This window comes from Bradyrhizobium ganzhouense, from assembly GCF_049949285.1.
GTDB lineage: Bacteria > Pseudomonadota > Alphaproteobacteria > Rhizobiales > Xanthobacteraceae > Bradyrhizobium > Bradyrhizobium ganzhouense.
Window position 1 is genome coordinate 2304582 of the sequence record NZ_CP181318.1, and the last position, 13774, is coordinate 2318355.

Sequence of the window (13774 nt, forward strand, 5' to 3'; positions counted from 1 at the left end):
ACTTTTCATCCAGTTCGAACGATATACTCGACTGATCCAGGTCCCTGCCGAGCCTAGCAGGGGATCGCCCCGGCCAGTGTGATCAGAATCACTCTTCGTATTGGTGCACCCTGGCAGGAACAGGTTCAAACCGGTGATGGCAGAAAACGGCGCCGCGGCAAACCGTTACTGTCGACGTAATGTCAGACGGCCGCGGTGGCCTCGCCCGCGCGATCCTGGTCCGGACGGCTCCCGGTCGCTCCCAATATAAAGGGTGCGAGGGTGGCCTCGGATTTCGGCAAGGGCGTCGCAGCCTGCCCGGCGGCGATCCCCACCACCTCATCCCAGCGCGACAGAAAGGCCTCGACGCAGGCCGGGTCGAATTGCCGCCCCTGGTTCTCGATCAGGTAGTTGCGCGCCACGTCCAGCGGCATCGGCTCTTTATATGGCCGCCGCGTCGTCAGGGCGTCGAAGACGTCGGCGACCGCCACCACGCGTGCCGCGACCGGGATCTCGTCCGCCCGAAGGCCGTTCGGATAGCCGGCGCCGTCCCATCGCTCATGATGGCCTGCGGCAATTTGCGCACCGAGCTGGATCAGCTCGCAGCTGGAATCAGCCAGAATCTTCTCGCCGATCGTGGCATGGGTGCGGATCACCGCCATTTCGTCGTCGGTCAGCCGGCCGGGCTTGAGCAGGATGTTGTCGGGAATGGCGACCTTGCCGACGTCGTGCAGCGGGGCGGCGAGATAGATGTCGCGGCAGAGCCGGGCCGGGAGGCCGAGCTGCTCGGCGATGATCCGGCTGTAGCGGGCGACCCGCAGCGTGTGCTCGCCGGTATCGTTGTCGCGGTATTCGACCGCGAGCGCGAGCCGCAGGATGATCTCCTCCTCGCGTTCGCCGAGCTTGCGCGTTGCGGCAGCGACCTCGCTGGCCAGATGCGCAGCGCGATCGTTGAGCTTGCGTACGGCTGCACCAAGCTGAATTAGATTCCGCAGCCGCACCGTCATCTCGACGCTCTGCGGTGCCTTGGGCAGGAAATCGGTTGCACCTGCCTGCAGCGCTTCCATCTTGAGGTCGTCGGTCTGCCGCGACGTGATCATCGCGATCGGAATATCGGCACATCCCGGCAGCGTACGAAGCGTGCGGATGAAGCTGATGCCGTCCATGTGCGGCATTTCGTAGTCGACCAGCACGAGATCGAAGACGCGCTCGCGCGCGCATGCCAGCGCCTCGACGGGGTCGAGGAAGGTGGTGGCCTCGACGAGGCCTTCCGCTTCGATATGACGTTTCAGGAAATTGAGGACAGAGCGGCTGTCATCAACCAGAAGCGCTTGGGTCAGCATCGGCGGCCGGACTCGTTCGGATGGCGAGGCATGACCTCTACGAATAGCCCGTGCGATTTAACGCGGAGCAAACATCCATGCCGCGTCACACTGCCTCAACGTTGCGCGCAACGCATGAGATTTGAGCGGGCCATGCACGTTTGCATGCATGCGCGAAGTTCTGGGGAATGTGACCCGTAGTTGTACGGGGAGGACCATTAGGGGTTTGCACACTCTCCTCCGCGAATATCTGTCGCGCGGGATTCGCGCCATGCGTGCAGTGAATCCCAGGAAATTTGGGGGACGAATGTCGTCTGATGTCACTGAGCCGAAGTGGTCCCTACGGCTGCCTGCAGATTGCAGCATCGCTGCGATCCGCAGTGTCTACGACCTGATCCGCGAAGCGTTTGGCCGGCAGGATCGGCTCGAGATCGACTGCTCCAGCGTCGACAAGGCCGACGTGACCTCGATCCAGCTTCTGCTGTCGGCTGCCAAGACCGGCGATGCCCAAGGCCGCCCAGTGGTCCTGACCTCCTTCTCCCAATCTCTGCGGAGCACCCTTCGCCGCGCTGGTTTCGCCAACGAGGCGATGATCGATCAGCACTTCCCGCAAAAGAAAGATGGCGTCTAATGGCCACGATCCTGACCGTCGACGATTCGCCCAGCATCCGGCAGATGATCAAGGTCGTGCTCGAGCCGGCCGGTCATAGCGTGATCGAGGCCGGTGACGGCGCGCAAGGCCTCGCCAAGGCGCAGGCCGGCAAGCTCGATCTCGTCATCACCGACCTTAATATGCCTGTCATGAACGGGCTGGAGCTGATCAAGGCGCTGCGCAAGCTGCCGAGCGCGGTCGGCATGCCCATCGTGTTCCTGACCACCGAATCCAACGACGCGGTGAAGCAGGAAGCCAAGAGCGCCGGCGCCACCGGCTGGATCACGAAGCCTTTCAAGCCCGAGCAGCTGCTCGCCGTGGTCGCAAAACTGGTGCGCGCATGAGTGCGATGGACCCGACCGAGGTCTTTCGCCAGGAAGCCAGCGAGCTGTTCGAGGTCCTGGAAGGGGCCCTGCTCGATCTCGGCCAGCGTCCCGACGACCGCGAGCTGGTCGATTCCGCTTTCCGCGCCCTGCACACGATCAAGGGCTCGGGTGCGATGTTCGGCTTCGACAAGGTCGCCTCCTTCACCCACGAATTCGAGACCGCGTTCGATCGCGTCCGTAAGGGCGAGATCAAGCCGACCCAGGAGCTGATCTCGGTCGCGCTGGCCGCCAAGGACTATATCCGCACGTTGATCGAGGATCCGCAGTCGACCGACGATATCATCGGCGAAGCCATCCTCGACGACCTCAAGCGCTTCGTGTCGTCGGATCAGCCTGCGGCTCCGGTCGCCGAGATTGCCGAAGCACCGCCGCTCGCGCCCGTCGAGAGCAAGCAGGCCGGTTGGCACCTCTACCTGGAATTCGAATCCCATATCCTGCGCAACGGCTCGAACCCGCTCGACCTGCTGGAAGATCTCTGCAAGCTCGGTCCCTGCTTCGTCGTACCTGTCACCGACGGCATCCCGTTCCTTGACGAGATGGAGCCGGAAGACTGCTATCTGAAGTGGGACGTCAAGCTGCACGCGGCCTGCGACAAGGACGCGATCGACGACGTCTTCATGTTTGTCTCGGACGAGATGAAGCTGACCCTCTCACCGCTGGAGCATGTCGAAGCGCCCGCGCCGATGCCGCTGTTCCAGCTTCTCGACGAGGAGCCGGTCGCCGAGATGCCCGCGCCGCTGGTTGAGGCCGCCGCGTCGCCTGCCGCAAAGGCGGAGCCCAAATCCGAAGCCAAGCCCGAGCCGAAGAGCGAACTGAAGGCCGAAGCCAAGCGCGACGATCGCGGCATCGCCACCGTCCGCGTCCAGGCCGAACGCCTCGACGAGCTGATGGACCGCGTCGGTGAGCTCGTCATCGCCCAGGCGCGGCTGAGCCAGCTCGCTGCCTCCGGCTCCGATCTCTCGATCAAGATGATCGCCGAGGAGATCGAGCGCCTCGCTTCCTCACTTCGCGACACCACGATGGGCGCGCGCATGGTGCCGATCGGCTCGCTGTTCGGCCGCTTCCGCCGCCTGATCCATGACCTGTCGCGCGACCTGTCGAAGCCGGTCGAGTTCGTCACCACGGGCGAGGATACCGAGCTCGACAAGACCATGATCGAGTGCCTGGCCGATCCGCTGGTGCATCTGATCCGCAACGCCATCGACCACGGCATCGAGGACACCGCGACCCGCACCGCCAATGGCAAGACCGAGCAGGGCAGGATCGAGCTCGCAGCCGTGCATTCGGGTGCGCAGGTGCTCGTCACCGTGAGGGACAATGGCGGCGGCCTCAACACTGCCCGTATCCGCGCCAAGGCCGAAGAGCAGGGCCTGATCGCCGCCGGTGCCGTGCTCTCCGATCACGAGATCCATCAATTCCTGTTCCATCCGGGCTTCTCGACTGCGCAGACCATTTCTGCGCTGTCCGGTCGCGGCGTCGGCATGGACGTGGTCAAGCGCACCATCGAGAACATGCGCGGCTCGATCGACCTGTCGACCCGGCCGGGCCAGGGCACCACGGTGACGCTGCGTCTACCGTTGACGCTCGCGATCATCGAAGGCCTTTTGATCCGCGTCGGCGAGGGCCGCTACATCATTCCGCTGTCGGCGGTGGAGGAATGCATCGAGCTGACCGCCGAGAACGAACGCTCCCGCGGGCGCAACTTCCTCAACGTGCGCGGCAACCTCGTACCGTTCCTGCGCCTGCGCGAGATCATGTCGTCGTCGGGTGCGCCCGATCGGCACCAGAAGACGATCATCATCTCGACCGGCGAGACCCACGTCGGCCTCGTCGCCGACCAGATCATCGGAAACCACCAGACCGTGATCAAGTCGCTCTCCAAGCTCCATTCGGACGTCACGATCTTCTCCGGCGCGACCATCCTGGGTGACGGAACCGCGGCGCTGATCCTCGACGTCGCCCAGCTCGTCGCGCTGGCGCAGTCGAAGGTCGAGAAACAGCATATCAGCGAGGCGGCGTGATGACCGGTGGTTTGGCAGGAGAACACCAGGCCGACGCGATGCAGGTCGTGATGATCGGCCTCGGCGAGGAGAAATTCGCGCTCGACGCCGGCCTCGTGCGCGAGATCATCGATCCCGTGCCCGTGACCAGGGTGGCCGGCGCACGAGCTTTCGTTCCCAGCGTGATCAACGTGCGCGGCAATGTCATTCCGCTCGCGGATTTGCGCATCCGCTTCGGCATGCCGCAGCCGGAAGACTCCGCGGATACGCGCATCGTCGTCATCGAGATCGAGCTCGACAACGAGCCGGTCCTGGTCGGCGTCACCGCCGACAAGGTCTACGAGGTGACCGAAATCTCGCAGACCGACGTGCAGCAGACGCCGCGCGTCGGCATGCATTGGAAGCCGGAGTACATTCGCTTCATTGCGAAATGGCGTGAAGAGTTCGTCATCGTTCCGAACATGGAACGCATTCTGAATTGAAACGAAGTCTCGGGGCGAGACTGGGTTAGGGGCTGGATATGAGATTTACGGTCAAGGCAAAGCTTGCCAGCGCGTTCGGCCTGGTCATCGTCCTGTCGATGGTCGCCGGCGGCGTCGCTTACACGAAACTCGGCGACATGATGACGACCGCAGACAGCATGGTCCTGCGTTCCAAGCGCATGGAAAAGGCGATGGAGATCGAGAAAGACCTTCTCGTCCAGCTTCGATCGGAAAAGAATGCCATCATAGGCAACGAGAACGAGGTCGAGCAGGCCGCAGCCGATGCCGCCAAGCGACGCGAATCCGCCCTCAAGACCAAGGACGAGGTCTACGCGTTGGCGAGCGAAGCCGGCAAGAAGCTGCTCGACGGCTTTACTGTGGCCTATGCCAAGATGAACGCTTACCAGGAAGAGACGATCCGGCTTGCGAAGACCGACAAGGTGAAAGCGACCGAGCGCTCGATGAACGAGGGTCGCAAGATCGTCAATGAAGCGCTCGAGTCCATGAGCTCTTATGTCGAGAACACCAAGAAGCAGATGGCCGACCAGGCGGTCCAGTCCAAGGAAGAGGGGCACCAGGCCCAGTTCCTGCTGATGACGCTCCTGGGAATCTCGCTGATGGTTGCGATCGCGGCGGCCTTGTGGATTTCGATCTCGATCAGCCGTTCGTTGGGTCGTGCCGTCAACCTTGCCGGTGCGGTCGCCGACGGCGATCTCAACCAGACGATCCCCTCTTCCAGCAATGACGAGATCGGCGATCTCACGAAGTCACTGAACATCATGGTCGAGAAGCTCCGGCAGATCGTCGCCGAGGCGCTCACCGCCGCCCAGAACGTCTCCGCCGGCAGCCAGGAGCTCTCGGCCAGCGCCGAGCAGCTCTCGCAGGGTGCGACCGAGCAGGCCTCGTCCGCCGAAGAGGCTTCCTCGTCGATGGAAGAGATGGCCTCGAACGTGAAGCAGAACGCCGACAACGCCAACCAGACCGAGAAGATCGCGGCGCAGTCGGCCAAGGATGCCGAGGCCAGCGGCGTCGCCGTCGGTCGCGCCGTCCAGGCGATGCAGACCATCGCTGAGAAGATCACGATCGTGCAGGAGATCGCGCGTCAGACCGACCTGCTTGCCCTGAACGCCGCGGTCGAAGCTGCCCGCGCCGGCGAGCACGGCAAGGGCTTTGCGGTGGTTGCCTCCGAGGTGCGCAAGCTTGCGGAGCGCAGCCAGGCTGCCGCGGCCGACATCGGCACGCTCTCGAGCGAGACCGTGAAGGTTGCGCAGGAAGCCGGCGACATGCTGTCGAAGCTCGTGCCCGACATCAAGAAGACCGCCGAGCTGGTGCAGGAAATCACAGCCGCTTGCCGCGAGCAGGACGTCGGCTCCTCGCAGATCAACCAGGCGATCCAGCAGCTCGACAAGGTCGGCCAGCAGAACGCGAGCGCCTCCGAACAGGTGTCATCGACCTCGGAAGAGCTGGCCTCCCAGGCCGAGCAGCTGCAGTCGACCATCTCCTTCTTCCGCATCGAGCATGCCGGACGCGGCGAAAGCGCCGCGCCCGCGCCGATCGACCGCGCGGTCACCCAGCTCCGCAGCAAGGCGGGGCAGATGCAGGCGGCGGATCGCGGCGCGAAGAAGCCCGTGCCCGCTCGCAAACCGGCGCGCGCGGTGAAGGTCGCCAATAGCGGAGGTTTCGCCTTCGACATGCATGACGGCGGAGACGATCGCGACGCCGAGTTTCAGCGCTGACAACAAGAATCATCTGACCCTGGACTGAGAAATGGCCGCAACCTCGCAATATCTGACGCTCGGGCTCGCCGGCGAGACGTTCGGCATCTCGATCCGCAACGTGCGGGAAATTCTCGACATGCGGCCGATCTCGCGTCTGCCGCATGCGCCGAATTTCCTGCTCGGCATGATCGACGTGCGCGGCGCCGGCTACCCGATCGTGGATCTCCGGACCAAGCTCGGCCTGCCGGCCGTGGTGGCCACTGAAGCGACCCGCATCATCATCCTCGACGTGCCGATGAAGGAGCGCCTCGTCGGCGTCGGCTTCGTCGCCGACTGCGTGTTCGAGGTCACCGACATCGACGAGCATGCGATCGAGCCGATCCCCGAGGTGGGCGGCAAATGGCAGTCCGACTATGCCGCCGGCATCGGCCGCAAGGGCGAGAAATTCGTCGTCATCTTCGATCTCGCCAAGCTGATGGCGAATGATGAGCTACCGGGCGAGGCGCCTCGCGCCGCCTGATCCTAGATTTTTGTGCAGCAAGCGTAATCAACATCAATCCGGAACGACGAGATTACATCATGCGATTTACCGTCAAAGCCAAGCTTGCCAGCGCCTTCGGCGTCGTCATCCTGCTGTCCATGATCGCCGGTGCGGTCGGGTATTTGAAGCTGTCGGATATGGTCGGCACCACCGAGCAGCTGGTCGGCCGCGCGGGCCGGATGGAAAAGGCCGCGGAGCTCAAGGAAGGCGTGCTGTTCCTGGTGCGCGCCGAGAAAAACGCGATCCTCGCGGCGAGCGATGCCGAATACGATCAGTTCGTCGCCGACCTCGCCAAGAACCGCGAAGCGCTCGCTAAATCCAAGGACGAGATCACTGCCGCGGCCAGCGAAAGCGGCAAGAAGCTGATGGAGAATTTCGCCGTCGCGTTCGCCAAGCTGAACGCCTATCAGGACGAGACGGTCCGGCTTGCAAAGACCGACAAGCCGAAGGCGCTGGACCGCTCCATGCATGACGGCCGCAAAGTCGTCGCGGACGCGCTGGAGGCCGCCGACGGCTACATCAAGAACGTCAAGAACAACATGGCAGAGCAGGCCGAGCAGTCCAAGCAGGACGGTGCCCGCGCCGAGATGCTGCTGATGAGCTTGGTGATTGCTTCGCTCCTGATCGCCGTTGTTGCGGCCACCTGGATCGCGCTCAATATCAGCCGCGCACTGGCGCAGGCTGTCGGCCTTGCCGATGCGGTCGCGATCGGCGATCTCAGCCAGAAGATCGAGTCCTCGAGCAACGATGAGATCGGTGACCTCATGAAGTCGCTGAACGCGATGACGGTGAACCTGAACGCCACCGCGGCCCTTGCCAACCAGATCGCGCAGGGCGACCTCACCGTCGAAGCCAAGGCGCTGTCGGACAAGGATACGCTCGGCCTCGCGCTCGAGCGCATGGTGGAAAAGCTCCGTCAGATCGTCTCGGAAGCCCTGACCGCGGCGCAGAACGTCTCCGCCGGCAGCCAGGAACTTTCGGCCAGCGCCGAGCAGCTTTCGCAGGGCGCGACCGAACAGGCCTCGTCCGCCGAGGAAGCCTCCTCCTCGATGGAAGAGATGGCTTCGAACGTGAAGCAGAATGCCGACAACGCCAACCAGACCGAGAAGATCGCCGCGCAGTCGGCCAAGGACGCCGAAGCCAGCGGTGCTGCGGTGGGCCGCGCCGTCAACGCGATGCAGACCATCGCCGAGAAGATCACCATCGTGCAGGAGATCGCGCGTCAGACCGACCTGCTCGCGCTCAATGCGGCGGTCGAGGCGGCGCGCGCGGGCGAGCATGGCAAGGGCTTTGCGGTAGTCGCCTCCGAAGTGCGCAAGCTCGCCGAGCGCAGCCAGGCGGCTGCCGCCGAGATCGGCACGCTGTCGGCCGACACCGTCAAGGTCGCGCAGGAAGCGGGCGCCATGCTGTCCAAGCTCGTTCCTGACATCAAGAAGACCGCAGAGCTCGTCGAGGAGATCACCGCGGCCTGCCGCGAGCAGGACGTCGGCTCGGCCCAGATCAACCAGGCGATCCAGCAGCTCGACAAGGTCGGCCAGCAGAACGCCAGCGCTTCCGAGCAGGTGTCCTCGACCTCGGAAGAGCTCGCCTCGCAGGCCGAGCAGCTCCAGTCGACGATCGCCTATTTTCGCATCGAGCATGGCGGCAAGAGCCCGGCACCGGCGCCGATCGACCGGGCGGTCAGTCAGCTCCGCGCCAAGGCCGCGACCATGGCGACGGCCGAGCGTCCCGCCAAGAAGCCGCAGGCCAGGCCGGCGCGCGCCATGAAGGTCGCGGGCAGCGGCGGTTTTGCTTTCGACATGAACGATGGTGAGGATGATCGGGACGCCGATTTTCAGCGCTGAGATTTCCGGGGATAGGTCCGCCCGCCCATTGGGCGGACCTATCCTCTTCTGTTGTGCCTGACTGCGTAGGAATCAAAATGGCCCGGTTGGCCCGACAATCATTGCATGCGGGCCTTCAGGGCCAAGGCTGGCGGCCATGATGCCCGCTTTGCAGGACACGGCCGTGCATCTGTCGGACCGTCATTTCCGGACCATTGCCGAACTGATCGAAGGCCAAGTCGGCATCAAACTGCCGCAGGGCAAGCGGCTAATGCTGGAGGGGCGCCTGCACAAGCGCGTGCGCGCGCTGAATTTCTCCGACCTGAACGAATATGTCGACAACCTGTTCGAGGCCGAGCATTTCGACACCGAGCTCACCCATCTGATCGATGTGGTGACGACCAACAAGACCGACTTCTTCCGTGAGCCGCAGCATTTCACCTTCATGCGGGACATTGCCATCCCGGCGCTGCTCAAGTCGCACGGCCGCAAGAACGCAAACCTGAAATTCTGGAGCTCGGCGAGCTCAACCGGCATGGAAGCCTACACCACCGCGATGGTGCTGGACGACATGACGCGGAACGGATCGCGGTTTCAGTACCGCATCCTCGGAACCGACATCTCGACCGCAGTGTTGCGCCTCGCCAAGACCGCGATCTACACCCGCGACGTGCTGGCGCCGGTGCCGGAGCCCTTTTTGAAGCGATATTTCCTGTCGTCGCGGGATCGCTCCCGTGGCGAGGTTCGCGTGGTGCCGGAGCTTCGGCGCATGACGCATTTCATGCGGATGAATCTCATGGACGCCTCCTACCCCGTGGATCGCGACGTCGACATCATCTTTTGTCGCAATGTGTTGATCTATTTCGACAAGCCGACCCAGCGCAAAGTCGTTCAACAGCTCTGCAGCCATTTGCGGCCTGGGGGATATTTGCTGGTTGGCCATTCGGAATCGATGATTCACAGTTCCGTTCCGGGTTTGAAGCAGGTTCAGCCCACGATTTTTCAGGTCTGATTGGAGCGCTGCCGAATATGCCGAAGGAGAAAGTTCGCGTACTGATCGTGGACGATTCGGCGTCGGTGCGCCAAATCCTTCAGACGATTCTCAACGATGATCCCGACATCGAGGTGATGGCAACGGCGTCCGATCCGTTCGTGGCGGCCCGGCGTCTCCAGGACGAGCTCCCCGACGTCATGATCCTCGACCTCGAGATGCCGCGCATGGACGGCATGACGTTCCTGCGCAAGATCATGGCGCAACGCCCGATCCCGGTGATCATCTGTTCCTCGCTCACCGAGGAAGGCTCGAACGTGATGTTCGAGGCGTTCGAGGCCGGCGCTGTCGATATCGTACCCAAGCCGAAGATCGACACGCGGCAGGCATTGCTGGAGTGCTCCACGCGGCTGCGTGAATCCGTGAAGTCGGCGGCGCGTGCGCGCGTGCGGCCGCGCACGGAGCGGCGTGTGATCGAGAGGAAGCTGACGGCCGACGCCATCATCCCGCCGCCGGTGCAGGGCAAAGTCCGGCCGACGACCGAGCGTATCGTGTGCATCGGTGCCTCGACGGGCGGGACGGAAGCGCTCAACGACGTGCTGGAGATGCTGCCGGCGAACTGTCCTCCCATCCTGATCGTCCAGCACATGCCGGCGGGCTTCACCGCGGCCTTCGCCAGGCGCCTCGACGGCGTCTGCCAGATCCGCGTCAAGGAGGCGGAGGACGGCGAGCCGGTGCTGCCGGGCTGGGCCTATATCGCGCCGGGCGCCCGCCACATGCTGCTCCAGCGCATCGGCCTGCGCTACCAGGTCGCGATCAAGGATGGGCCGCCGGTATCGCGGCATCGTCCCTCGGTCGACGTGCTGTTTCGCTCCGCGGCCCAGCATGCCGGCGCCAACGCGCTCGGTGTCATCATGACCGGCATGGGTGATGACGGCGCACGCGGCATGCTGGAAATGCGCAAGCTCGGCGCCTCGACCCGCGCGCAGGATGAAGAGAGCTGTGTGGTGTTCGGCATGCCCAAGGAAGCGATCGCCCATGGCGGGGTCGAGAAGGTGGTTTCGCTGAATCACATCCCGCGCGAGATCATGCACTGGTACCAGGCCGGGCACGCGGCGGCGGCGGGTTGATCGCGATGTCCGTGCTTCCGGCCAACTCGCTGACTGATGAGATCGCTGCGGTCGAGGACGTCTCGTCGCGCATCGAAGACGTGTTTGCCCGGGTCGGCAACGAGCTAGGTCGTGGCCACATCATCTTCAAGGAACTGAATCAGGGGCTCGCGTCTCTTTCCGAAGAGCTCTCCGGTGCCGAAATCGAGGGCGCCGCGACCGCGTTGCAGGAGATCGCGGCGCGGCTGAGCGAGCTCGCGCGAGCGCTCCCGGCCGAGAGCGCGCTGCTCGCGACGATCGGTGAGAGCACGACCGAGGCGTCTGCGCTGTTGAAGCCGCTGTTCAAGCACATCCAGATGATCACCATCATCGCGCGCAGCGCGAGGATCGAGGCGGCGTCGCTCGATGGCGATCGCGAGGGCTTTCTCGCCTTCACGCAGGAGGCCTACGATCTCGGCAAGGCGGTGCAGGGTTCGATCGAGGGATGCGCGCGAGACCAGCAGCGTCTGTCGGAAGCGGTCGCGACCGCATCAGGCCGGCAGAAGGAGTTCGAGAGAAGCTACGGCGATCAGCTGGTCACGGAGAGCGCCGAACTCGGTGCTGCCTATTCCGGCCTGCGCGATCAACGTAGCAAGAGCAGCGATCTCGCCGATCTCGCCAGCGGCAGCACGCGGAAGATCGCCGAGGCGGTCGGTGGCGCGATCATTTCCTTGCAGGCTGGCGACAGCACGCGGCAGCGCCTCGAACATGTTTGCCAAGGCTTACGCCTCTCGTCCGGCATCGCGCCGAGCCTCGTTCCGGAACCGGTCGCAAGCGATGACGGCGCGCATGCGATCCGCCGGCTGCAGGCGGCCCAGCTCAGGGACGCGCAGCGCGAGTTCGGCGGCGATATCGGCCAGATCATCCGCGCGCTGTCGGCGATCCTGAACGATGCAAGTGGCATCGTCGGTCACGGCCGCTCGCTGTTCGGTGGCGAGAACGGTTCTTCCGCCTCGTTCCTGACCCGCATCAAGCAGACGCTGGCACAGGCCTCGACCCTGATCGGCACTTGCGAGAACGCCGGACGCTCGGTCGACGAGGCGCTCGCGGTCGTCGAGGATACCCTGGCGAAATTCCGCCAGGCCATTGCAGGGCTGGCGGAAGCCACGATCGACATCACGCTGATCGGCATGAACGCGGGTCTCAAAGCGAGCCATCTCGGCAGCCGCGGCAGCGCCTTCGTCGTCATCGCCAACGAGCTCAAGGCGACAGCCGACCAGGTCTCGGCCGGCGCAGGGCGCTTGCGGCCCGTGCTCGACGGCATCGAGCGTTCCGCCAACGAATTGAAGGAGCTCCGCGTTCAGGGCGATCCGACGCAGCTCGCCAATCTGGAGCCGCAGATTCTCCAGGCGCTGCGCGAGGTCGAAGTCGGCAACGAACGGCTCGGCAAGCTGATGAGCCGGCTCGTCGACGAAGGGGCCGAGTTCGAAGGCCTGATGAATTCCGCGCAGCACCTGATGAGCTCGCTCGGCGAGAGCTCTGCGAGGCTGCCCACTGTCGCTGCGCGCCTGGAGACGGCAAGCGCGGGCGCGCACCGGCCGTCGCCGAAGGACGAGGCGCTGCTCGACGATCTCTTCGCGCGCTACACGATGGAGCGCGAGCGCGACGTCCACCGGGAATTTTTGCAAGCCCTCGGGCTGTCGTCGAGCGCCGCCGCCCGCCGGGGCGAGGCGGTCGAGCCTGCGGATGACGGCATCGAACTGTTTTGAGTTGCGGCCGGCGTCGCGCATGCGGCACCGGCAATTTGACGGATTGGTTTTGCAGGGCGTTAACCGTGGCGGAATACGCGCCGTATCGGTCATTGTCGCGCCCCAGAGTTAGTCGCAAATACATTTGATACTACGACGGATGTTTTTCATGCTGAGAGACGGCAAATACGCAGCCTGGTTCAGAACCCCGCGCGGCCAGGGCACAGGCCTTGTTGAATTGATCGAAGGGCGGATCTCGGGCCGCGACAGCTTTTTCACCTATGGCGGCTCCTATCAGGTCGATCAGCAGCGTTTCACGGCTGTCCTGACCGTGAAGCGCCATGCCGAGGGCAGTCCGAGCGTGTTTGGTCCTGATGAGGTCGAGGTCAATCTGACCGGCCTCTGCAGCGGCGCAATGGCGACGTGCTCGGGCACAGCGCGAGAGGCGCCCGAGGTCAGGTTCGAGTGCACGCTGATCTACAGCCAGGAAGAAGCGCTGCCAGCCGACGCCAAATGCGCTGTCCTTAAGCTCAATCCCGACAAATTGCCCAAGGGGCTCGACAACCGGTCGCGGCCGCAGCCGCCGCTTACGCCCTCCAGGCCCCCCGCATCCTGATGTGTGCCTTGCGCCTTAGCTTTGCGTTGACGCTGTTCGCGCGAAAGCGCCTGATGACCGCACCTCGGCAAGAGTGCTTTTAGATGTGAAATCTAGGTTGAGGCCCATAACAAAAGGCGGACAGGGATATGCCTCAGATCTGGATGACTTATGACGAACTCGCGACGCTCAGCGGCTGCAGTGCCACTGAAGCCAGGGTGCTGGCGCTGCATCTGTCGCTCGATCGCCGCAAGAGCCGCGACGGAAACACCCGCGTCAAGCTGGACTTCGCGTTGATGACTCGGTTCTTCGAGACCATTCGCGAGGGCGAATTCGGGCTCGATGACGCGATCACGGCGCTGCGGGAGACCCACCGGCAGATGTCCGGTGGCTTCGACTCCGATCAAGACAGCTTCAGGCACGGCGTGGCGTAAGTCCGCCGCTCCGGC

Annotated in this window: 13 protein-coding genes; 12 read left to right on the top strand and 1 reads right to left on the bottom strand. The window is 64.0% G+C overall.

All coding sequences use genetic code 11. The features are described 5' to 3' along the window. Positions 1-182 precede the first annotated feature (182 nt). Positions 183-1322 (bottom strand): HD domain-containing phosphohydrolase, encoded by a 1140-nt coding sequence (locus ACLFLU_RS10545; protein WP_426412124.1) that lies wholly within the window; start codon positions 1320-1322, stop codon positions 183-185. 286 nt (positions 1323-1608) lie between these two features. Between ACLFLU_RS10545 and ACLFLU_RS10550 the strand changes: the two genes are divergently transcribed. The 12 genes from ACLFLU_RS10550 (at position 1609) to ACLFLU_RS10605 (ending at position 13759) form a co-directional block, all read left to right on the top strand. Beyond that, the gene (locus ACLFLU_RS10550) at positions 1609-1932 is read left to right on the top strand and encodes an STAS domain-containing protein (protein ID WP_426412125.1); all 324 of its coding nucleotides are present in this window, start codon (positions 1609-1611) and stop codon (positions 1930-1932) included. Then, on the top strand, positions 1932-2297 hold the full coding sequence (locus tag ACLFLU_RS10555; protein WP_194477495.1) for a response regulator: 366 nt from the start codon (positions 1932-1934) through the stop codon (positions 2295-2297). The genes ACLFLU_RS10550 and ACLFLU_RS10555 overlap by 1 nt, the downstream gene beginning before the upstream one ends. Beyond that, the gene (locus ACLFLU_RS10560; RefSeq protein WP_426412126.1) at positions 2294-4360 is read left to right on the top strand and encodes a chemotaxis protein CheA; all 2067 of its coding nucleotides are present in this window, start codon (positions 2294-2296) and stop codon (positions 4358-4360) included. The genes ACLFLU_RS10555 and ACLFLU_RS10560 overlap by 4 nt, the downstream gene beginning before the upstream one ends. After that, on the top strand, positions 4360-4821 hold the full coding sequence (locus ACLFLU_RS10565; protein ID WP_426412127.1) for a chemotaxis protein CheW: 462 nt from the start codon (positions 4360-4362) through the stop codon (positions 4819-4821). The genes ACLFLU_RS10560 and ACLFLU_RS10565 overlap by 1 nt, the downstream gene beginning before the upstream one ends. 38 nt (positions 4822-4859) lie before the next feature. Next, entirely contained in the window at positions 4860-6557 is a 1698-nt protein-coding gene (locus tag ACLFLU_RS10570; protein ID WP_426412128.1) for a methyl-accepting chemotaxis protein, read from the top strand. Between the two features lie 31 nt (positions 6558-6588). After that, the gene (locus tag ACLFLU_RS10575) at positions 6589-7059 is read left to right on the top strand and encodes a chemotaxis protein CheW (RefSeq protein WP_426412129.1); all 471 of its coding nucleotides are present in this window, start codon (positions 6589-6591) and stop codon (positions 7057-7059) included. 59 nt (positions 7060-7118) lie between these two features. Next, positions 7119-8924: a methyl-accepting chemotaxis protein gene (locus ACLFLU_RS10580; RefSeq protein ID WP_426412130.1), complete on the top strand. Its 1806-nt coding sequence runs from the start codon at positions 7119-7121 to the stop codon at positions 8922-8924. Positions 8925-9060: 136 nt separating this feature from the next. Then, entirely contained in the window at positions 9061-9915 is an 855-nt protein-coding gene (locus ACLFLU_RS10585) for a CheR family methyltransferase (protein ID WP_426412131.1), read from the top strand. Between the two features lie 17 nt (positions 9916-9932). Next, a complete protein-coding gene (locus ACLFLU_RS10590) occupies positions 9933-11024 on the top strand; it encodes a protein-glutamate methylesterase/protein-glutamine glutaminase (protein ID WP_426412132.1) in 1092 nt (363 codons plus the stop codon). A 5-nt stretch (positions 11025-11029) separates the two neighbouring features. Beyond that, on the top strand, positions 11030-12751 hold the full coding sequence (locus tag ACLFLU_RS10595) for a chemotaxis protein (RefSeq protein WP_426412133.1): 1722 nt from the start codon (positions 11030-11032) through the stop codon (positions 12749-12751). Positions 12752-12899: 148 nt separating this feature from the next. After that, positions 12900-13346 carry a hypothetical protein gene (locus tag ACLFLU_RS10600; RefSeq protein WP_426412134.1) on the top strand — a complete coding sequence of 149 codons (447 nt, stop codon included), beginning with the start codon at positions 12900-12902 and terminating at the stop codon, positions 13344-13346. A gap of 128 nt (positions 13347-13474) precedes the next feature. Beyond that, positions 13475-13759 (top strand): hypothetical protein, encoded by a 285-nt coding sequence (locus tag ACLFLU_RS10605; RefSeq protein WP_426412135.1) that lies wholly within the window; start codon positions 13475-13477, stop codon positions 13757-13759. The last annotated feature ends 15 nt before the right edge of the window (positions 13760-13774 follow it).

Coding starts and splice junctions, on each gene's coding strand:
- ACLFLU_RS10550 (WP_426412125.1), top strand. CDS start 1,609: ATGTCGTCTGATGTCACTGAGCCGAAGTGGTCCCTACGGCTGCCTGCA.
- ACLFLU_RS10575 (WP_426412129.1), top strand. CDS start 6,589: ATGGCCGCAACCTCGCAATATCTGACGCTCGGGCTCGCCGGCGAGACG.
- ACLFLU_RS10555 (WP_194477495.1), top strand. CDS start 1,932: ATGGCCACGATCCTGACCGTCGACGATTCGCCCAGCATCCGGCAGATG.
- ACLFLU_RS10565 (WP_426412127.1), top strand. CDS start 4,360: ATGACCGGTGGTTTGGCAGGAGAACACCAGGCCGACGCGATGCAGGTC.
- ACLFLU_RS10570 (WP_426412128.1), top strand. CDS start 4,860: ATGAGATTTACGGTCAAGGCAAAGCTTGCCAGCGCGTTCGGCCTGGTC.
- ACLFLU_RS10590 (WP_426412132.1), top strand. CDS start 9,933: ATGCCGAAGGAGAAAGTTCGCGTACTGATCGTGGACGATTCGGCGTCG.
- ACLFLU_RS10585 (WP_426412131.1), top strand. CDS start 9,061: ATGATGCCCGCTTTGCAGGACACGGCCGTGCATCTGTCGGACCGTCAT.
- ACLFLU_RS10560 (WP_426412126.1), top strand. CDS start 2,294: ATGAGTGCGATGGACCCGACCGAGGTCTTTCGCCAGGAAGCCAGCGAG.
- ACLFLU_RS10545 (WP_426412124.1), bottom strand. CDS start 1,322: ATGCTGACCCAAGCGCTTCTGGTTGATGACAGCCGCTCTGTCCTCAAT.
- ACLFLU_RS10580 (WP_426412130.1), top strand. CDS start 7,119: ATGCGATTTACCGTCAAAGCCAAGCTTGCCAGCGCCTTCGGCGTCGTC.
- ACLFLU_RS10600 (WP_426412134.1), top strand. CDS start 12,900: ATGCTGAGAGACGGCAAATACGCAGCCTGGTTCAGAACCCCGCGCGGC.
- ACLFLU_RS10605 (WP_426412135.1), top strand. CDS start 13,475: ATGCCTCAGATCTGGATGACTTATGACGAACTCGCGACGCTCAGCGGC.
- ACLFLU_RS10595 (WP_426412133.1), top strand. CDS start 11,030: ATGTCCGTGCTTCCGGCCAACTCGCTGACTGATGAGATCGCTGCGGTC.